This window comes from Phycisphaerae bacterium, assembly GCA_018003015.1.
Taxonomy (GTDB): Bacteria; Planctomycetota; Phycisphaerae; order UBA1845; family PWPN01; genus JAGNEZ01.
Genome location: JAGNEZ010000015.1, coordinates 92,402 through 113,448, shown reverse-complemented (window position 1 = coordinate 113,448; position 21,047 = coordinate 92,402). Strand labels below are relative to the sequence as shown.

Sequence of the window (21,047 nt, the reverse complement as noted above, 5' to 3'; positions counted from 1 at the left end):
CTCAACGGTGACTGGGATGCGTTCCAGAAGCATCGCATCATCGAGGAACGTCGCAGACTATACCCGTACCGGCCGCTCGTGCGCCGGGAACATAGGAAAGTTGCATAGCGGAAGGCGAGTTACACCCCAATGATTTTGTCGCGATAGCTGCAGGAGAGATCCACAGCCTGGCCCTGAAGGCCGACGGCTCCATCGTCGGGTGGGGCTACAATGGCTACGGACGAGCCAGTCCTCCCGCGGGCAATGATTTTGTCGCGATAGCTGCAGGAGCGTACCACAACCTGGCCCTGAAGGCCGACGGCTCCATCGTCGGGTGGGGCTACAATGGCAACGGACAAGCCACTCCTCCTGCGGGCAATGATTTTGTCGCGATAGCTGCAGGAGAGATCCACAGCCTGGCCCTGAAGGCCGACGGCTCCATCGTCGGGTGGGGCCACAATGGCAACGGACAAGCCACTCCTCCTGCGGGCAGTGGTTTTGTCGCGATAGCTGCAGGAGATCGCCACAGCTTGGCTTTGAAGGCCGATGGCTCCATCGTCGGGTGGGGCTCCAATCGCAACGGACAAGCCAGTCCTCCCGCGGGCAATGTTTTTGTCGCTATAGCTGCAGGAGGGTGGCACAGCCTGGCCCTGAAGGCCGACGGCTCCATCGTCGGGTGGGGCTACAATGGCTACGGACAAGCCAGTCCTCCCGCGGGCAATGATTTTGTCGCGATAGCTGCAGGAGCGTACCACAGCCTGGCCCTGAAGGCCGACGGCTCCATCGTCGGGTGGGGCAGGAGCGACTACGGACAAGCGAACAGGCCAGGCGGAGCTTGCGCTGGGATGACCTACAAGGAGGTGATGACTGACCTGGTGGACTTTCTGGCCTGGGCGCAGGTTGATGGGGGGCCTGGAAGAGGCGGATGGCGCTACGAGTGGTACGACAACTCGACCGGCTATTCGGACAACTCGGTGGCCCAGTGGCCGGTGCTCGGCCTGGTGGCCGCCGAGCAATGGGGGATCTATGCGCCGCAATTCGTTAAGGACGAGCTGGAGTATTGGGTCACGTACATCCAGTGTCCCTATGGCGGCGATTGGTACGGCGGGTCCGGTTACGACGGGTCAACCAACATGGTCAATATTGCTAAAACCGGTGGGTTGCTTGTCGAGTTTTTCTACCTGGGCGATGACGCCACCACACCCAGAGCGCAAAAGGCCCTCAGCTATGTTAACTCCCACTGGAATCAGGCTCCGTCTTACTGGGATGGAAACAAGGGCCATCCCTATGCCATGTTCTCGGTGTTCAAAGGGTTGGAACTGATGCAGGTGCCGACGATCCTGAATGCACCGGCCAACGATGAGACACCGGCGGGCGACTGGTGGGGGGACTATTGCGAATACCTCGTTCACACACAGGCTCACCCCTCGCCGGGTCTCGGTCTCGGGTACTGGGACGGCTACTATTACTGGGGACCCTACCTGGCCACGCCGTGGTACATCATTATCCTGCAGGCCTCGGTGTTCCCGGTCTCGGTCGACGTAGTCGTGCCGGGAGCTGCCTGCGACATCACCGGCTACGAGATCAATGTCCATTACAGTGTGGCACGGTTTTCGGCCAACGGCACATTGACCGTATTCCGCGATGGGGTGCTATACGACACGGTCACGCTGACGGACTTCTCGGGCGAGGCGACCAAGAAGTACAACGTTGCCCAGGAGACGGTGGGTGAGCACACCTGGAGGGCGGTCCTGAATGTCACTGGAGGCAGCATCACGACGCAGGTCGAAGACACGGACGATGGTATGGTCTATGCGACACCACAAGTGGCTGGCATCCCGGACCAGTTTACGCCTTTCCAGAGCTTCGATCTGGATGATTTCCAGACCTGTGACTGCGCCGATGTCGATTGGGCTGTGGATGCCGGCAGCGTCCCCGACGGCTGGACGGTGACCATCGACGAGCAGCACATCGCCACCGTTGTTGCCCCGGAGGGTGCTACCACGCCGGCGAATATCATCTTCAAAGCCACTTTCCATTGGCCGGGCATCGATTGCACTGGCAGCGACATGGCGATGTTCTCACCGAACCGCCCCCCCGTGGCCGACCCCGGGAAAGACTATTCCCAAGGAGAAAAGTACTACGTCGACGAAGGCAGCTCGGTACTGCTGGACGGGAGCAATTCGTACGACCCGGATGGGCACGCGCTGGTCTCGTATGAGTGGGATCTGGACGACGACGGCACCTTCGAGACGCCGGGTGACAAGGTGACCTTCTCAGCGGCCAACATGGACGGTCCGAGCGAGGTCTATGTCCACCTCAAGGTGTGCGATCAGTACGGTGCATGCGATGTCGGGACCGCGGAAGTTGAAATCGAGAACGTCGCCCCGACGATCGACGCCCTGACGGCGCCGCTCGACCCGGTGAACATCAACAATCAGCCGGTGACCGTTGGCGTTGAATTCAGCGACCCCGGTACGCTCGACACCTATGACGTCACGTGGGATTGGGGCGACGAAACAAGCGACATGCAGGTCGGCGCCACCAGCCCGGCGTCGGCGGGCCACACCTACGCCGAGCCGGGTGTCTACGAAATCACCGTCACGGTCACGGACGACGACGGCGGCTCGACTAACATGGTGTACCAATACGTCGTCGTCTACGATCCCAACGGCGGCTTCGTCACCGGCGGCGGGTGGTTCGACTCGCCGGCGGGTGCGTACAGGGCAGATCCCGACCTGACTGGCAAGGCCACCTTCGGCTTCGTGTCCAAGTACCAGAAAGGCGCGACGATCCCGACGGGCGTGACCGAGTTCCAGTTCCATGCGGGCGACCTGAACTTCCACAGTTCGAGCTACAACTGGCTGGTCATTGCTGGTGCCAGGGCCCAGTACATGGGAACCGGGACAATCAATGGTGCAGAAGGCTACAGTTTCATACTCACTGCCATTGACGGCCAGATAAACGGTGGCGGCGGAACGGACAAATTCCGCATCAGGATCTGGGGTACTGACTCCAACGGTATGGTGTATGACAACATGCTGGGTGCCGCCCAGACTGATACGCCGACCACGGTGATCGGCGGCGGCAGCATCCTCATCCACAAGTAGCCGTCTGCAAACGGTACCCTCTCGCTCATGAGGGAGGCCGGTGAGTAATTGGGGCCCGCTGGAGCCGGAGACGGCTTCAGCGGGTCCCTTTTTTGACGCTGGAGAAAGGTCCTCTTCAATCGCTCACGGCGAAACGGATCTGGGGCTCGGCGTCACACCGGGCGGCCTCAGCGAGGGGTTTTCCGCTTGATCCGACGGGCTTCGACGGCATGACCACCGGCGTGGTCCGTGCGATCGTCGCACCTGAGCCGGCCGGGCTCGGTGGAGCCGCGCGCAGGGCGCGAGGGCGAGGGTCGCGGAGCGAGGGCGTGGAAGACACGGGGAGGCGGCGACACCGCCATCGTGGGGGCGTACCATAACGATGACGCCGGCGATGGTTCCGGCTCGGCGTACATCTTCCGGCGCGACCAGGGGGGGGCGGACAACTGGGGCCAAATCAGGAAGCTCACCGCCTCCGACGCCGCGGCTGGCGACGAGTTCGGGCTTTCCGTCTCCATCAGCGGCGCCACCGCCATCGTGGGGGCGAGGGGGAACGATGACGCCGGCATCGATTCCGGCTCGGCGTACATCTTCCTCGTTGTTTCCATCCCCGGCGATTTCGACTCCGACGGCGACGTGGATGCCGGGGATTATGCCACGTTCGAAGCCTGCGCGACCGGTCCGGCGATCCCGTACGATCCTGAGCATCTGCCGGAAGGCTGCTGGCTCACTGCGGACGCGTCGCACATCATCCCCGCCGACTTCGACGGCGACCGCGACGTGGACGCCTCTGACTTCGGCATCTTCCAGCGGTGTTACAGCGGGACGGAACCGGCAGACCCGGATTGTGCGAAGTGAAGAACGCCGGGCAAGTACATCGCGAGGCATCCTCCAGCCCGCGGCTGCGCCACATGGGACCCAAACCCAAAACCGCTTCGCCGGACAGGCGAGATAGGATCTGGTACCGTCTGCGCGCTCACCGGGGGGTCCGGATCGCTTGCCGGCGAGCCCTTGGATGGGACCCGTTTTCATTGCGAGGGCAGCGGCGCGGGCGGCGGAGGCGGCCATGGTCGAGGCGGTGGCGGGCCGCTCGGCGGCATCGACCGTGGCAGAGCTGACGCGGGGGGAGAAGGGCACATTGACACCGGCGCCTGTCTGGCCGGCGGAGGCAGCGGGGGCGTGGGCACAGAACAGTGCGGCATGGCCGGTTCCGGTGCCAGCTCCAGGATGAGCTGGGCGAGGAACTCCCGCATCACCCGACGCTTGACGGTGTTCCTCCGCATACCGGCGGCAAGCAGGGCATACATCCGGTCGTGAACATCCGGCCACAGGCCGGTTCGCACGGCGACCTTCTGGAAATCCTCCCAGGCCAGTACGATCCGCCGTCCGTTTCTCCAGCGTTGCATGTCAGATCCCCCGTACTTGTTGTCCAGATGGCCACGAAGTGGCTGGTTGCGCGTTTAAGGACGTCGATCCCCTGCTCAGAAGGCCCAAGGACCGCCCCCGACGTCTGATCGTTGAATGGCGCCCGGATTGGCGGCCCTGAAGCGGGTCTGGCGCCAAAGATGAGGACAACATCGGACCTGAGAGGGCGGGTTCGCTGGCTGGAACTGGCCACCGCTACCGCTCCGCGATCATCGGTAGACCGGTGGCCGAAGCACTGCTGGACGCCCTGAGGCCGAGCCGACGGCGAGAGCTGTTCGTATCTCATGCCCTGCCGTCCTTCGCGTCGAGGGCGGTGAGCAGTCCGGCGAGCAGTGTTCTCGCTTCCGGTGGCAGCTTCGCTAGTTCCGCCGCCAGAGCGGCCAAGCGGTCGGCGGTGACGGTTTGCGGGGCGTTTTGACAAACCCCATCACAAACTGGAGGCGCGTCGCATGTAAGTTCTTCATTTTCAATCGTTTGTACCCTAGGCTGGTTGCCTACGGAGCCGAAGGTTGCAGGTTCGACTCCTGCGCGGTGTAGTGGTTTCGGCTATCTTCGCTGTATCCCCGGTCAACCCCAACGTTGTTCATGAGCTGATCGCTAACTGGTTCTCTGTCCGCGTCCCACGTTGGCACTCCATGGGGGGAGGGGGCCGGTCGCCGAGCCCCAGACCGGGCCGGGGGCCATCGTCTGAACGACCTCCTCACGTCTGGGCAGACTTCCTGAGCCGAATGCGCCCCGTGCCCGTCGCCCGTGAGTGCGTTGAGACAATCTGCTAGCCGTTGAGAGCACGCCTGAGGCGGCTAGCCTGGCGATGAGCGGGGTGCCGGCAGGGATCGAGAGACCGAGGCAGCGGAAGCGGCCACCTGGTTTCGCGTGGTCGGCAGGAGCGGCCGTCGCATCATGTGTTCTAAGATCATTTAACAATCGATTGTATAAAAGACAGAAGCGACGCCGCCGTTTTCCTGAGGGCCTGGTCGCGACGACCGGCTGCCGGAAGAAGGTGGGTGACCAGCGTGGCGGATTCTGGGAAGGACGTGCGGTCATTTGCCACGGTCCACGCTTGACTGAGACAAGGGCTTGGCGTAAAATCTAGTGTGTTGGCACATTAGCGTGCGTCCTGTCATCAAATCTCGACGATGTCTGCCGTCTAGGGAGGGACGCCAACATGGCGCGGTAGCGCCCAGGGGCATGGAGGAGAAGCCCATACGGGAAAGTGAGGCCGATGCGGAGCCGGTCGTGGGGGAGCACTTCAGCCCGGGATTGGGGCCAGTGAAGAGGGGGAGAAGTCCCACTCAGATCACGCTTCTTGGGGTCCGTGGAGCGACCTCGGCCGGCAACATCGGGACGTTTTCAGCGGTGTGTAGGTGGGCAGTCTCAGATGGCTCCCCGTTGAGGCTGAACGTGCTTGAAGTGAGGTCTTGGGTTGCCCGGCGATGGGGCCGGGCGAGGTGGTATGGACGTGTGGGATGGGCATACCTGGTCAGCCAGGAACCCGGAGAAGGAGAGAGGACAAATGGTAGGTAAGAGACTCTGGACGGTTTGTGCAGTGTTTGCGGTGACCGCCGGTGCATCGGGTGCGTTTGGCACGTTTTACAACCTGGGTGCCGGGACCTCCACCGGCATTTCCAGTGATGGCAGCGTTGTGGCCTTCAACAACAACGGTGCGTACATCTGGACCCCAGGGGGCGGGGCCAAGGGTATCGGGGCGGGCTACAGCACTGCTGGTGTGGCCGTTGGCGGGAGCGGGATCTCGGATGCCCTGTTCGGCAACACGGACAAGGTGGTCGTGGGTGCGAACGCCGGTGGGAGTGTCTATTACTGGGTTGGCGACACCAGCGGCACAGGCACGTGGAGTGCGTCGCTAGGTACGGGGACGGCCTATTGCACGTCCGCCTCCGCGTCCAATTTCTGGATCGGCGGGAACCAGGGTACTTCGAGCGGTAGCCGGACGGCCTACCGCTACAAGTACAGCTCGAACTCGTGGAGCTCGCTGAGCCTCCCGTCCAGCTACAACAAGGACGCCTACATCTATGGCATTTCGAATATCGGGAGCTACGCTGGTCGGGCGCAGTATGGGGCGGTCAGCCCGGGCGGTGCGCGCGGTGCTGTTGCCGGCGGCACTCTGGCCGGACTGGACCCACTCATCGGGGCGATGAGCACCAGTGTTGAGGCCGTCGCGAATGCCATCTCGCGCGATGGCTCGCGTGCAGGCGGCTGGAGCACCGCTGCCGGTGGTATTCAGCGGCAGGGCACCATTTGGCAGGTGACGCCGTTCAACAAGACTCCCGTCGTGGCGATCCCCTTCATCGGGACTGACAACTACGACGAGGTTCAGGCCCTCAACAGCGATGGAACAGTCGCTGCAGGCTATGGCCGGGATCTCACTGCGGGAACGCGCCGGCTTTGGATCTGGGATGCAGCCAATGGCTCGCGAGATCTGTCCACGCTCATCCCGGACCTGGGCTCGGGCTGGACGAACCTCAACGTCAAGGGTCTGTCCGGCGACGGTCTGACGATCGTGGGCGATGGCACATTTGGCGGCGTGACCACGGCTTGGGTGGCCATCGTACCCGAGCCGGCGACGTTCGGCCTGCTGGTGCTGGGCGGCCTTGGCCTGCTGCGTCGGCAGCGATGACGTTTTCGTGGTGGCCTGAGCGGCTGATGGAGCATCGGAGTATCACCCAGGCGGCAGGCGTGAGGTAAGGAGAGCAGTCATGATTCGTCCAGAACGTGTGTGTGTGGCAATTGGAATCGTGGTGTGCGCCTCCGTCGCGTTGGCCGCGCCAAGCCTGGTCATGGTTCCGCCGATTGCGGACCAGACCTCGTCCGAAGTCCGCGCCATCACGCCCGACGGCCGGTACGCGGTGGGCAAATCGGGGACAACGGGCTTCCTCTGGGATTCTCTGACCGCCCCGGCCAACAGCGTGGTGGTGATCTCGGGGGCCGCGATGAAGGAAGCGACCGGCGTGGCCTACCGCACCTACGACACGGTCCAGGAAGTTGCGGTTTTCGGGCGCATTGACTTTGGCCTTGGCAACAACACGCCCTGCATCGGAATCACGAGCAACGGTGGGGCGAGCTGGTCGAAGGCCTGGCGCGATGGCCCCAACTTTGCGAATTCTCTTTTGGGCGCGGCCAACACGCTTGCCGGCCCGGGTGATACCGACCTGCTCTGGGCTTCCTTTGGCAAGGGCGGACAGTACAACATCAGCATTGCCAAGCTGACCGGCGCCTCCACCGGATTGACTGTGGCATCGGATAACAAGGCTACCAACACCGGCTCGGAACTCACGGTCAACGGCGTGTCCAAGGACGGCCTGGCGGTGGGCTCTCGCATGGTCAGTGGTGTGAGATCGAACTACTACAACTCCTGGGTCGGCAACGGGACAGGTTCCGTCGCATTCTTCAAGGGCCTGGACGAGACCAATGCCGGCGAGGCTTTCTGCGTCGCCGGGGACAAGGCGAGCGGGAAGATCTTTGGCCGGTCGCCTAAGGCCGGAGACGCCCGGCTGTTTCCGTATGTGCATGACCTGGCCACGGGCCAGACCTCGCAGTTGCCGATGTTCGGCGACGAGGACGGCAGTACGAGCCTGTCCGTGCCGTATGGGTGCAGCGAGGACGGCCGCTATGTCAGCGGCATGCTGTATCGCGGCATGGAGAAGGCCGTTCTGTGGGATACCCAGGTGGGTACGGTGGTCGATCTGACGCAGTACTTCCAGGATGCTGGGCTGCTGGGGAACTTCACGCGTTTATCGCGGGCCTACAGCGTGGCAGTGGACAATATCGGCACCGTCTGGGTGGCCGGGAGTGGTCCGTGGACGGAGGATGGGGCGACGTTCGTCACCCGAGGCTGGCTGGCCTCGGTCTCTGCGGAGCCGGTCGGTGCCTGCCTGGAAGTCGGGTACGGCTTCCGGCGATGCCGGGTCACCACCGAGGAGGAGTGCACAGCGGAGGATCCCGCGCACACCCTGACCTGGACGCTTGGTGAGGGCTGTGTGAACAAGGCGTGCGCTGCGCCCTTCGCGGATGCTGACTCCGACGGCGACGTGGATCAGATTGACTTCGGCTTCTTCCAGGCTTGCTTCGACCCGACCGCGATCAGGCCGGGCTGCGATTGCATGAACCCCAACGGCGACAGCAAGGTCGATTCCAGCGATCTCAATGCGTTCGTCGCCTGTTACATTGGTCCAGCGGTGGCGGCCAACCCGGATTGCGACTAGCGAACGCAGTTGAGACGTCTGCGGTTTGGTGGTGGCCATTGGCAGGCGGTCGACTTCATGGATGGCTTGCGTCCACAGGCCTTTGTCGGGAGCTCACTCCGAGGAAGGGAGTGGTCATGGGCAGGAGACCAGCAGGATTTGGCCGCCGGCCGGGTCGACGGCGTGGCCCAAGGCGGGCAGGCTTCACGCTCATCGAGGTTCTTGTTGTGGTGGCGATCATCGCCCTGCTGATCACCATCCTGATTCCCTCACTGGCCAAAGCTCGCGAGATGGCCAAGCGGTCCTCCTGTCTGGCTGCCCTGCACCAGATCGGGTTGGGCATGGTGGGTTATGCCTCTGACCACAAGGCGCGCTTGCCGCTCCGGGGGACTTACGGGTACAACATTGCCGAACACAAGTCGCTTCACTACGAATCGGTGCCGGCCGACCAGAAGTACATCAAGGAACCCATCAACTACGGAATGCTTTACGGTAAGTACGTGGGCAAGGACCTGCGCTTGTTCTACTGCCCGAGCACGCCGAAGGGCTTCTGGAGTGATCCGACCTACGGAATCGACAGCTTTTTCCTCCACAACGACAAGACCTCCTACGTTACCTGGGGCGGGTACATGTACGCTGCGCCCGTGGACGTGGGCAAGTGTCCCCGTGCGGACAGCAAGAAGGTCTATCCGTCCGAGGTCTGGCATCCGTACTTCGTGGACTACCTCGCCAAAACCAAAGGGGTTGATCCGGCGACCTATCAGATGCCGCTGATGCAGGCCCTTGTCGCCGACGGGGTCATCGGCAGCAGCGAAGGTCAGACGGTCATGCGAGCGTGTCATGGCAACGGCGCCAACGCTCTCTACAGCGACTACCACGCCAAGTTCGTACAGGACATCAAGGGCGAGCTGCGGTCATTGGCTCCCAGCAGCGGACCCAATGGTGGTCCCGCCCTGTACCGCATGTGGGAGTTCTTCACGTTACACTACTGAGCCTGGAAGGTGCTATCATTCACCATTCCCGGTGTGGGCGAAGGCAGGTGGCCCGCGTTGCGGAGGAGGCTCCATGTCAACGACGAAAGTCGTGTTGGCGGTCGGTTGGGTATTCTCGATCGCACCGCCGGTTGGTGCCGACGGCACAACCCTGGCCGGTGATGGTGTCGTATCGGTGAGAAGTGGGATCGCCCAGCTCTTCATCGACGACCTGCTTATTGATTCACAGGTGAATCTGCGGCGAACCCTGCACCAGCCGGTCAAGGAGAACGGCGGCCAGACCCCCCTGATCGCCGCCAACAAGGGCGATGCTCTACTGGCCTACGGCACGATCGTGTTCGATTCGCGGCTCAAGCAGTACGTCATGCTGGTGCAGGATTTCAACAACAGGCGCATGCTTCGGGCAATCTCGTCCGACGCCCTCGGCTGGTCGGCCAGGACTCACGATGAACTCACGCCCCTGAGACTTGATCTGGATCTCGGTCCGCTGCCCAAGGATGCGAAGGGCAAGTTCGGCATCGACGTCTTCTCGTGCTTCTATGATGTGAAGGACGAGAAGTACCCGTACAAGGGCTGGGTCTGGATCGCCAACGCCGGTCATGAATGGGAGGGCGTATGGTATGTTCGCTCGGCGGATGGTCTGGTCTGGGAGCGCCCGCACCAGATCTGCAGCGGTTTCGCCCAGCCCGGAGACACGAGTTGCCAGACGATCATCCAGGAAGGCCGGATGGTGTATGGTCCGGGCGACGTGACCCTTTTCTGCCACGACCCGGTCGAGAATCGTTTCCTGGGCATCTTCAAGTTCTTCAACCCGCACGATGTCTCGCCGGGGTATAGCTCGCGTGCGCGAGCCTACGTATGGTTGGACCGGATGGATGAGCCTTTTGACAGCCGGCGGATTACCCACGTGGAACTTATGCCGGCCATGGCCGAGCGCAACGGGGACACGCCGTATGACGAGTACTACGCCAGCACGGCGTGGCGATATGAATCCGTGTACTTGGGCGGCCTGAAGGTATTCCACGGCAAGGGCGACTATCCGTTTTCGGCGGCTGGCTGCGCGTTTCTGAAGCTCGTGGTCAGCCGCGACGGTCTGCACTGGAGGAAGGCTCCTTTCGCGAACGACGCGGGCATTCCTGAAGTCTGGCTCGCCAACGGTGTCGAGGGCGGCAACGAGGCGCTGAACGATGGGGGGTATATCAGCGAGTTCAGCCAAGGTCCCCTTCGGATCGGGGATGAGCTGGTCTATTATTACAGTGCGTCCTCCTGGGGCAAGAATCAGCCTCGAGATCGACTGGTCCGCGGCGGCGGCATTTTCCGGGCCAAGCTGCGGGTCGACGGTTTTGTCTCGGTCGACTGGGGCACGCTGACGACGCATCCGTTGAGGATCGAGGGCGAACGACTGTACGTCAACGGCACCGGTCCGATGACGGTTCAACTGCTGGATCGCCTGGGCAACCCGCTGGCCGCGACGGTCTTCAATGGCGATTCGCTCCGTCATGAAGTCCGGTTCGGCGACCACGGGTTGCGGCGGTGGGCGCCTGACGGCGTGGTTCGATTGCGATTCGCCGTTGAACCGCCGGGGCGACTGTATTCATTCACTGTGCGATGATGCGTGCGGCTCTTGTCTGGTTTCGACAGGACCTGCGCGTTGAGGACAGCACGATGGGCTGGCCGGCGTCGGCCGGCTGCGGAGCGGATGCCGCGCCGTCCTTCCGCATCTTCAATCCAGTGACCCAGTCGGAGCGTTACGATCCCGACGGGGTATACCTTCGCTGCTGGCTCCCGGAGCTGGCCGCACTGCCGGGCAAGGCGATCCACCGGCCGTGGGAGACCGGCGTCCGGGCATGTCCGAAGCCGGTCGTTGACCATGCGGAGGCCCGCGGCCGTGCCCTGCGGCGTTTCGGGCCATGAACCGGTCGTCGCCCGGCGGAGTGTGGGAGTGTGAATGCCTCACGCCGTGTTAGGCTGCAGGTATGGCCGCAGGTGTTTGTCTTCGAAGAATGCTCGGATGCCTGCCGGGGTCGCGAAATCGTTGAAGGTGTAGCCTTTGCCGGCCAGTCGTTCAACCGGCATCTGCGAGCGGTTGAACAGTTCCAGGGCGAGCTCCAGCATCTTGGTATTCGATCCGCTGGTACCCAGCAAGCCCGCGTTGGCGTAGTGCCAGACGCCGCTTTCGAGTTCGCAGGGGCCGCGTGTGCCGGCAAAGGCCATGATCCGCGCCCCGGTCGGAGCGATCAAGGCATGGGCAAGAGATAGCGTTTGAGCATTTCCCGCTGCGACGATGACATCGTCGAAGCCGTGAAAGCTCTTGCCGGTTCGCTGCTGGTATTGCGGCCCGTAGACCTTGGCGATCCGGCCGGGCAACTGGCTCTCATCCTTGCAGACCACGGTCACGACCCGCGGATCGGCCATGATTCTCCGGACCAGATCAGCCTTGTCGTCCCCGCGAACCACGGCGACCACCTGTGCGGCTGATGACATACCCAGGACGTCGTCGTTGACCAGGGCGAACATCATGGACATCATTGCCATGGCCCCGCTGCCGATGACGCAGGTGGTTCCGCCGGGGAGGACGCTCTTGTGCAGGATGGAGCCGTGGTCATCCTGGCCCAGCTCATGGGTTGATTTCTGGAAGCAGTCGAGCAGACACGCGGCCGGTTCGGCGAATGCCGCGAGGGCATTGGGGAGTTCGCCGGGCACGCGAATGACGCTTCCGCTGCGGATGATCGGGGGTGTCAGGCGGATGTACTGGGCGTACGCTCCGGCCAGGTTCATGGCCAGGTCGGTGATGTTGCCGCCGAGCAGCTGGATACCGGCGGCGTTGGGGCGGCTGGTCGGCGGCGGGTCGTAACGGGCGATGCGGCTCTGGAGTACGCAGCGGTCGCCGGGCTTGAATGCCAGGTAGGCCGGCTCCAGCCATTTGCCGGCCATGTAACCGATGCCCTCGCGGAGTTCGTGGACCTTCGAGCCCACTCGTTCGATCGTGACCACGGTCTCGTGTCCGAGAATGCGGCCCCAAAACCGCCGCAGCAGCCCGGACAACCGACCGCGATCCTCGTCCGACATTCCGGCCAGCCGCTCGCGGATCGCGATGAACAGGCGATCGTCGCTGATTCCCACCGGCTGGTTGTCGAGCAGGAGGCGACTGTAGTCCAGGAAGTGCCCATCGCGATGGGGAGCGTCGATCGCGAAGATGCTCCGCAGCTCATCCAGCAGGGATTCCTCGCACTGATCCGGTCGCCCGCTGGCACAGATCTTCACGTCTGTTCCGCATCGGTAGACGCGTTCGACGCGGGCCAGCAGATCGTGCTCGGTACAGACAATCGGGCGGTCCTCGATCAGTTCGAATCGGCCCTGCCCGAAGTAGGCGAGGGCCTTCATCTTGCCGGACCACTCGATCCGGCTTCCGTCGCGGGCGAGGCCGACCTCGCAGGCTGGCCAGTGGAGATCGTTCAGCATCGTCATCGGTGTCCTCGATCGTTTTTTCCAGGCCTCGGTTGGTGCGTGTCGCAAGGGCGGCGGGCCCCGCGGAGCGGGGTTCACATCAGCTTGCCGTAGCCCAGGGTGTCCAGCATCTCGTAGCACACGTCGGCCACGTGCCGGCGTCGAATGTCGTGGAAGTACGAGGCGCTATTGATCCAGAGATTCCGGTCCTTGAGTACCTTGTCCGCGTGGGCATGCATTAGGTTGCAGATCCTGTTACCCGCGTCGACGGCCATGGCGGTGTAGAAGTTGACCTTGACGATCCCGTCCTCGGGAGTGGAGCCGACCTTGCCGCCCAGGCAACTCGAGCCGTGCAGTGATTGGATGGTGCCGACGCGGTCGCGGATTTGGCGGGCCAGCTCGCGCTCATAGCGGCGCTCCGCCCGGCCAACACCAACGCTGCGGTGCTCGGTGCCCAGGTTGGGCACAATGAGGTCCACCCCCGTCCGGCGGACGAACTGCTCGACCCGGTCCGGCTTGGAGAGTTGATCCTCGCGGCTGAGCTTGAGCTTGGTAATGTCCTTGGGGTCGTAGATCTTGTCGCAGGCGGCCTCGACCACCACCCGTTTCCCGTAACGCTCCACGTACTTGCGGGTCAAGGCGATGTTCTCGTCCCAGTCCAGTTTGCTGGCGTCGTACATGATCACGGCCATCCGTTCGACGATGTCGTCGTTGAACAGCAGGCGCTGGTCTTCCGGGTCCGGGGCCCAGCCGTGGTCGATGAATGGCAGCATCCGCACCGCCGGGAAATAGCCGAGCAGATCCTGGTAGCAGGCTAGGTGCCGCAGCCAGATCTCGCAGCCCTGGAGTACATCGCCGCCCTCGAAACCGCTGATATCCTCGGCGGTCTTGCACGGGGTGGACATCTTGCGGAATTGCGGATTGTCCGCGTAGTTGCCGGTCATGCCGATGCCGAGCGGCAGGTCCTTGATTCGGTGATCGTCCGCGTACCGCTGGGCTCCCATGCACAGGCCTTCGATCTCTGCGGGCAATTCGGCGTTGGGTGCGAAGAGGGCGGCGCCGGCCCTGCGTGTCCGCTCGAAGACGTTCAACACGGCTTGGCGATCGGTGATGATCTTCATGAGAAGTCCTTTCACCCCCTTCGAGGGGGATGGGTGGCTCCACGGGCGTGGCGGCTGCCCCGTCCGCGAGGCGCCGGTCTGAGGTGGAGTCGCCGGCGGCGCCGGCTTGAACTCTGCCGAGGCCGCGCCTCAGGTCGGCAGCAGACCGCCGTTGACCGCGATGGTCTGGGCGGTGATGAAGCTTGCCTGGGAGGAACACAGGAAGGTGACCACGTTAGCCACATCCTGGGCCGAGCAGCTCCGCTGCAGGGGCGTGCGGGCGATCCGCGCCTCGCGCACGCCATCGAGATCCACGGCGTTTTCCTTTCGACAGCTCGTACAGATCAGCTTCTCGTTGGTCCAACTCCCGGCCGGGCGATCGCCTTCCGGATAGACATCGCTTGGGCAGACGATGTTCGCGGTGACCCCTGTCGGCCCCAGCTCGATGCCCATCGCCTGGGTCAATCCCCGGAGGAAGAACTTGCTGGCCGAGTACAGCATGAGACCGCCGGATCCCTTGATGCCGCTGCCAGATCCGATGAGCACGATTCGCCCGTAACCCGCCTCACGCATCTTGGGCAACGCCGCCTGAGCGGCCCAGATGTGGCTTCGCATGTTGACTTCGAAAGTCCGCTCGATGTCCGCGTCGGTGATGTCTTCCAGGCGGTCGGGCAAGGTCAGGCCCACGGAAAGCACCAGGATGTGCAGGCCGCCGAATTGCGTGGCTGCCGATTTGACGGCAGCCACGATCTCGCCCTTGTTGGACACATCGCAGGGGATCGAGACGACCAGGGGGCCCATGCTCTTGGCCAGGGAATCGGAGCGTTCCTTGTTCAGATCGGCGATGGCAACGCCGGCCCCCTCGGTGTGGAGCGACTGAACGATGGCCGCCCCGATGCCGTCGGCTCCACCGAACACGATCGCCGCCTTATCGTACAGGCCGAAGTCCATAGGTTGTCCTCTTGTGAGGTCGGATCTCCGGCCGATCGACCTTCTCAGTCCCTGCTCGCTTCTAGCCGGATGATCAGCGCGGCCCGTGATGGCCCGGCTCGATCACGGAACATCGTGACTATTATTGGCTGAATGGGCGGTGGCGTCCAGACGGGTGGCGTCAACCGGAAGCCCGAGCGAGGATTTGCCCCCTGACCAGGGTGAGGAGGGCCCGCCGGTCGATCGGCTTGGTCGCATAGCCGTCGCAACCGGCCTCGAGGCACTTGGCCTGATCTGTGGCCATGGCATGAGCGGTCAGAGCGATGATCGGTCCGGTGTGGCCACGCCGTCGCAGTTCGGCGGTGGCCTGGTATCCGTCGAGGATGGGCATCTGCATGTCCATCAGGACGAGGTCGAACGGCCGGCCTTCCTGGGCGGCGGTTTCGATTCTCTCGATGGCCGTCTTGCCGTTTTCGGCGATCTCGACTTCTGCGCCGGCCTTGGCGAGGATCGAACGGACCAGCATCTGGTTGTCCGGTCCGTCCTCGGCCAGCAGGATCCGGGCCTGGAGCGGCTGCTCTGCGGCTGCCGTGGGTCCGCCGCGCAGCGTGGCGGCGGTCCTGGCGGATGGGTTCGCTTTGTCCGGGGAAAGCGCGTTGAGCGGCGACGAATCCACCGTGACGGTGAAGGTACTTCCAGCGCCGGGTTCGCTGGACGCGGTCAGGTCCCCCCCCAGAATCCTGGCCAAGCGCTTGCTGATCGTCAGGCCGAGACCGGTCCCGCCAAACCTGCGTGTCGTGGAGCTGTCCGCCTGGGTGAACGGCTCGAACAGCCGGTGCATCTGATCCTCGGTGATTCCGATCCCACTGTCGATCACGTCCACCCTCAGCTGGCTGCTGTCGTGCTCATGGTGTTCGATGCGGGTGAGGATCCGGACCTTGCCCCCGGCCGTGAATTTGACCGCATTGCTGACCAGGTTGATCAGGATCTGCCGCAGCCTGGTCGGATCGGTGCGGATCGACTCCGGAAGAGCGTCGAGTCCCTCGATCTCGAGGCGGAGCCGCTTTGCTTCGGCGCGGGCCTGCATGGTCGCGTGAACGTCGGCGATGATCTCCGCGGGAGAGCAGTCAATCCGCTCGATCTCCACCTTTCCTGCTTCGATCTTGGAGATGTCCAGGATGTCGTTGAGAATCTGGAGCAGGTGTTCACCGTTTCTCCGGATGGTGTGGATGGCCATCTGCCGCTCGTGTTCCGACAGGTCGGGATCGAGCAGACTCTCCGAGAAGCCCAGGATGGCAGTCATGGGCGTGCGTATCTCGTGGCTCATGTTGGCCAGGAACTCGGTTTTGATGCGGGTGGCGGCCTGTGCATCCCGTGTCGCCGCCCGGAGTTGCTCCATGGCCGCTTCCAGTTCGACCGACATGCGTTTCTCGCGGGCCAGGGTGTCCTTCAATGCCTTGTCGCCTTGCCGGCTCTGCTCTTCGATCTGCCGGCGATCGCTGACATCCATCGCCGCGCCGACTAGGCCCGCCACTCGTCCGACGGAGTCGAGGTAGGTTGCCCGGTGGAAGAGAACCGTCCGCTGTTGCCCCTCACGGTTGACCAGCGTGTGCTCGAATGCCTGCCTGCCGGGATTGGCGAACAGGGCGGTGTCCATCTCCTGGATCTTCCGAACCGATGGCACGGAGAACAACTCATCGGTGGTTCGGCCGAAGACTTCCTCACGTGAGATGCCTGCCCACGACGCGAAGGTGTCGTTGCAGCCCAGGAAGTGTCCTTGGGCATCCTTGTAGAAGATGGCGATAGGAGCGGTATCCAGCACGAGCTGCAGGAACCGGAGGTTTTCCCGCTGGGCATCTCGCTCACGCTCGAGCTTGAGGATGCGGGCCTGCTGCTCTCGCTGTCGAGTCAGATCTAAGGTCTGCCCATCCCGCCCGATCGCTCGCCCCAGGAGCATCAGCAGGACGAGTCCGGTCATGACGCATGCAGCGGTGGCCCCCCATGTCAGTCGGGCAAGCGAGTCTTGATCCCTCGTGGTATTCACGAGAGCGACCAGGTGGCCGACCGAGGTGCCGGAGGTGTCCGTGAGAGTGGAGATGCCTGCCCGGTACGACTGCCCGGAGGTGGACCACGCGAGGTCTGCCTGCGAAGACGCTTCCGGCGGAGAGCAGAGCCACGAGCTCAGTTTCGAAGGGATGGCATCCGTCGTGGCGTCGATGACGACAGAGGCGGGCAGCCTGTCCCAGTCCACTTTCCGGCCCAGCATGGCCGTCCCCTTCATGAGGTCATCGTGCGTCAGCTGCTTCTTGTCGACAAGCACAAGCACATCGATCCCCAGGATCGAGTGGGCCAGTTGACCGAGATGCTCCACGCGCCGGCCCAGTTCGACGTAGCCGGCCAGTTGGCCGTCGATGTGCCATGGGTGTGCGACCCGCAGCGTGAAGGTGCCCTGAGGATCGAGTTCCAACCCAGGCGTGGAGAAGGCGGCCTCCGTGGTCCGGGGGGAACTGAAGCAGGAGGCGGGTTGGCCAGTGGAGTCCGGCCTATCCACACATAGGAACGTAGTCAAGTCCGGCTGGAGGAAGCGCAAACGGTTTATGTCATGGCCCGAACGCAGGCGTTCGAAAAGCGGGGCGGCTACGGCGAAGAGACGATCTCGGTCGCGCTTCGGCCAGGCGGCCTGCAGTTGCGGGTCCTGCTGAACTACCGAGAGCACGGCGTTCAACATCGCGGCGTGTTCCCTCTTCTCCAGCTCGAGCAAGCTGCGCGCCGCGGTCAGCTGCCCGGTGACCTGCTCGTCGAGAGCCTGGTGTTCGAGCCAGCAGGCGCCGAGCCCAAGTCCCGCGAGCAACGAGGTCAATGCTGTTCCCGCGGGCATCAATAGGCGTGTCCATGGGGTGCCTCGTTTCATCTGCCGGTTCTCGCAACTCTTCTGATGGAGCCACCACGCCTCCGACTGACCGATGCTGCGGCGTCTGTTCCTCCGCCCGACCCTGTGCTCGTCCCCTGAGTGGTTTCGGCCGGTGCAGGTGGCGACTCTACTTCTGTTTGGCGGGTGGATACCCCGTCAGCGGTGGGGCAGGTGGTGCCCGTTGTTATCGGCTGATTGGTGCGCGCCCGGGGACCTACGTGGCGGTTTCCCGATACCACACCCTATCTGGAGCCCTGGTTGTACCTCCGACTCCTGCCTGGCGGAATGGCCGAGGATCAGCCTAGCCATGGTGCGTCGGCTGCTGCGTGGATGGGTGGGGGGCCTTACGAGTAGATCTCGAAGCTCTGATCGCGCTGTGGAATCACGACTTCCTTGAAGCCGCGCTCGCGCATGGTGCCGGCCAGCATCTGGGACTGGGCGATTTCGCCGTGGACGAGGAAGATCTTCCGGGCCTGTTTTGCGAGGGGGAGGGTCATGGTCAGCAGTTCCTCGGCATCGGCATGGGAGCTGAAGCCGTTGAAGGTCTTCACGCGCGCCCGTACCTGGTACATTTCGCCGAAGATCCGCACGTGCTTGGCCCTGTCCACTAGCCGCCGGCCGAGGGTGTTTTCCGCCTGGTATCCGACAATCAGGATGGTGTTCTTCGGGTCCTCGATGTTGTTCTTGAGGTGGTGCAGAATGCGGCCGACTTCGCACATCCCGCTGGCGGAGATGATGATCATCGGGCCGGGGCGGTCGTGGAGGGCCTTGCTCCGTTCCACGTTCTCCACGTACTCGCAGGTCGAGCAATCGAAGATGGAGCCCGTCGCGTGGTTGAACTCGGTCGCCTCTTTGTCGAAAGCCTCTGGATGCTTCTTGAAGATCTCCGTGGCCCGTACCGCCAGCGGGCTGTCCACGATGATGGGCACGTGCCGGCTGATCTTGCCGCGGTGGAACAGCTGATGGAGGTGATAGACGATGACCTGAGTTCGCCCGACGGCGAAGGCCGGGATGATCACCTTGCCGCCGTGCTCGATGGTCTCGTTGATGATCCGGGCGAGTCTGTCGGGCATCGGCTCGGGGTCGTCGCTCTCGCGGCCGCCGTAGGTGCTCTCGCAGATCAGGTAATCGCACAACGGCAAGGGGGCAGGATCCTCGAGGATGGCCATGCCCGGCCGCCCCAGATCGCCGGTGTAGGTCACGGTGATCGGATCGCGGCTGCCGTTGGATACCCGGGCGTGGATGCAGGCCGAGCCCAACATGTGTCCGGCCTCGTGAAACGAAGCTCGGATACCCCGCACGACCTCGAAGGGCTCACCCAGTTCGCGGGGTTGCATCAGGGCCACGGTCTGTTCGGCATCCAAAGAGCTGTACAGTGGCTCGATCGGAGCATCGCCGTGCTTGACCCGCTTCTTGTTCCAGTAGGCGGTATCTTCCTGTTGGATGTGAGCCGAGTCGTAGAGCAGGATTTCGGTCAGATCGCGCGTTGGAGGCGTCACGTAGATGGGCCCGTGGAAGCCCTCGCGAACGAGGCGGGGGAGTTTGCCACAATGGTCGATGTGGGCGTGGGACAGGAGGACCGCGCTGATCTTGTCGGGCGCACACGGGAAGGAGCGGTTTTTCTCGTTCGACTCCGCCCGCCGACCCTGATGGAGCCCGCAGTCCATCGCGATGGTGTGCCCATCCGCTTCAATCAGGTGCATCGAGCCGGTGACTTCCCGCGTCGCACCGAAGAACCGCAACCAGGCTCTCATTGACCTTACTCCTGCCCACTAAAGGGCCGTATCCCATCCCACAGCGTCCACTGAGGAAGCCCTGCCCGTGTCGTCCGGGGGCAGGCGATCCTTGCTTGCCGATCCGGCCGTCACCGTGACTTGACGGCCGTCCAGGTCTCGTCGTAGAGCTGGGTGTCGCTCCCCAGGTCCTCCAGATACTCCATCTTTGCCATGAGCTCCTCGGATGGGTAGATGCGAGGGTTGTCGCGATCCTTGGCTTCGATCATCGGCAGCGACTTGGCGTTGGGTGTCGCGTACCGGTTGAAGTTCGAGAGCTGGGCGCCAATCTTGGCATTCAGGATGTAGTTGATGAACTTGCAGGCTCCTTCCAGGTTCGGGGCGTGAGCTGGGACGGTCATCGCATCGACCCAGATCAGCGTTCCTTCCTTGGGAATCACGAATTCCAGATTGGGATCCTCGTCCAGAGCCCGGATGGCATCGCCGTTGTAGACGATGGCCAGGGTCGCATCGCCGGATGCGACCTTGTTCTTGCCCCCGACGCCGCCCTCGAAGGCCACCATCTTGGGGCTTTTCTTGGCCTTGAGGATCAGTTCACCGGCCGCCTTGAGTTGCTCAGGCTGGCGGGTGTTGATCGAGTGGCCCTGATATTTCAGGGCGGCTGCGATCATGTCGCGGACCGAGTCGATGAGCACGAACGGGCCGGGCTGCTTATCGGTCTCGAACAAGACTGCCCAGCTCGGGTCAAGCTGAGGCGCCTTGTTCTTCCGGTAGATCAGGCCCATCGTGCCCCACTGATAGGGCAGGCTGTACTTGCTGCCCGGGTCGTACGAGGGGTTCTGAAAACGCTCCGCCACGTTGGCCCGATTGGGGATCCTGTCTGCCGGCAGCGGCTGGATCAGCTTGAGCTTGACCAGGACCGGAATCGCGTGGTCCGAGACGACCACGACGTCATATTGGCGATCCCCGCCGGCTTGCTGGAGCTTGGCCTGCATTTCCTCGGTTGACTCATAGACATCCAGAAGGACTTTGAGCCCGCTCTCCTCTTCGAAGGACTTCTGGATCTCGGGGTCGATATACTCCGAGTACATGTAGACATTGACCTGCTTGCCGGCGGGCGTGGCCGCGGCGGCTGGCTGGGTCGTCGGAGCCGGTTTGCCGGGCTCGCGGGCTCGATCACAGCCGGTCAGGAACGCCAGGATCACGCTGATCGACAGGACAACTCGCATGGTGACGTTCATT

13 protein-coding genes and 2 pseudogenes are annotated in these 21,047 nt (G+C 63.2%); 9 read left to right on the top strand and 6 right to left on the bottom strand.

The window, feature by feature from the left end:
• Positions 1 to 104 precede the first annotated feature (104 nt).
• The 9 genes and pseudogenes from KA354_09285 (at position 105) to KA354_09245 (ending at position 11,598) form a co-directional block, all read left to right on the top strand.
• Positions 105 to 221 (top strand): annotated as a pseudogene (locus KA354_09285) (hypothetical protein).
• Between the two features lie 36 nt (positions 222 to 257).
• Positions 258 to 452: pseudogene (locus KA354_09280) on the top strand (hypothetical protein).
• Positions 453 to 509: 57 nt separating this feature from the next.
• Entirely contained in the window at positions 510 to 3,089 is a 2,580-nt protein-coding gene (locus KA354_09275; GenBank protein MBP7934824.1) for a PKD domain-containing protein, read from the top strand.
• A 228-nt stretch (positions 3,090 to 3,317) separates the two neighbouring features.
• Positions 3,318 to 3,926, top strand: coding sequence for an FG-GAP repeat protein (locus KA354_09270; protein ID MBP7934823.1), 609 nt, complete (start codon positions 3,318 to 3,320; stop codon positions 3,924 to 3,926).
• 2,080 nt (positions 3,927 to 6,006) lie between these two features.
• Positions 6,007 to 7,128 (top strand): PEP-CTERM sorting domain-containing protein, encoded by a 1,122-nt coding sequence (locus tag KA354_09265; protein MBP7934822.1) that lies wholly within the window; start codon positions 6,007 to 6,009, stop codon positions 7,126 to 7,128.
• A 79-nt stretch (positions 7,129 to 7,207) separates the two neighbouring features.
• Positions 7,208 to 8,713, top strand: a complete 1,506-nt coding sequence (locus KA354_09260; GenBank protein ID MBP7934821.1) for a hypothetical protein — start codon at positions 7,208 to 7,210, stop codon at positions 8,711 to 8,713.
• 116 nt (positions 8,714 to 8,829) lie between these two features.
• Positions 8,830 to 9,684: a prepilin-type N-terminal cleavage/methylation domain-containing protein gene (locus KA354_09255; GenBank protein ID MBP7934820.1), complete on the top strand. Its 855-nt coding sequence runs from the start codon at positions 8,830 to 8,832 to the stop codon at positions 9,682 to 9,684.
• Between the two features lie 73 nt (positions 9,685 to 9,757).
• Entirely contained in the window at positions 9,758 to 11,296 is a 1,539-nt protein-coding gene (locus tag KA354_09250; protein ID MBP7934819.1) for a hypothetical protein, read from the top strand.
• Complete coding sequence (locus KA354_09245) at positions 11,293 to 11,598, top strand: hypothetical protein (GenBank protein ID MBP7934818.1); 306 nt, start codon at positions 11,293 to 11,295, stop codon at positions 11,596 to 11,598. Before KA354_09250 ends, KA354_09245 begins: the two co-directional genes overlap by 4 nt.
• Positions 11,599 to 11,637: 39 nt before the next feature.
• On the opposite strand, the gene KA354_09240 is transcribed toward KA354_09245, so the two are convergent.
• The 6 genes from KA354_09240 to KA354_09215 form a co-directional block, all read right to left on the bottom strand.
• Positions 11,638 to 13,152, bottom strand: coding sequence for a hypothetical protein (locus KA354_09240; protein MBP7934817.1), 1,515 nt, complete (start codon positions 13,150 to 13,152; stop codon positions 11,638 to 11,640).
• Positions 13,153 to 13,226: 74 nt separating this feature from the next.
• On the bottom strand, positions 13,227 to 14,252 hold the full coding sequence (locus KA354_09235; GenBank protein MBP7934816.1) for a class II fructose-bisphosphate aldolase: 1,026 nt from the start codon (positions 14,250 to 14,252) through the stop codon (positions 13,227 to 13,229).
• Between the two features lie 129 nt (positions 14,253 to 14,381).
• Positions 14,382 to 15,182, bottom strand: a complete 801-nt coding sequence (locus tag KA354_09230; GenBank protein MBP7934815.1) for an SDR family oxidoreductase — start codon at positions 15,180 to 15,182, stop codon at positions 14,382 to 14,384.
• A gap of 160 nt (positions 15,183 to 15,342) precedes the next feature.
• Positions 15,343 to 18,039, bottom strand: a complete 2,697-nt coding sequence (locus tag KA354_09225) for a response regulator (GenBank protein MBP7934814.1) — start codon at positions 18,037 to 18,039, stop codon at positions 15,343 to 15,345.
• A 377-nt stretch (positions 18,040 to 18,416) separates the two neighbouring features.
• Positions 18,417 to 19,826 (bottom strand): MBL fold metallo-hydrolase, encoded by a 1,410-nt coding sequence (locus tag KA354_09220; GenBank protein MBP7934813.1) that lies wholly within the window; start codon positions 19,824 to 19,826, stop codon positions 18,417 to 18,419.
• Positions 19,827 to 19,936: 110 nt separating this feature from the next.
• The gene (locus tag KA354_09215; protein ID MBP7934812.1) at positions 19,937 to 21,034 is read right to left on the bottom strand and encodes a spermidine/putrescine ABC transporter substrate-binding protein; all 1,098 of its coding nucleotides are present in this window, start codon (positions 21,032 to 21,034) and stop codon (positions 19,937 to 19,939) included.
• Positions 21,035 to 21,047: the final 13 nt, after the last annotated feature.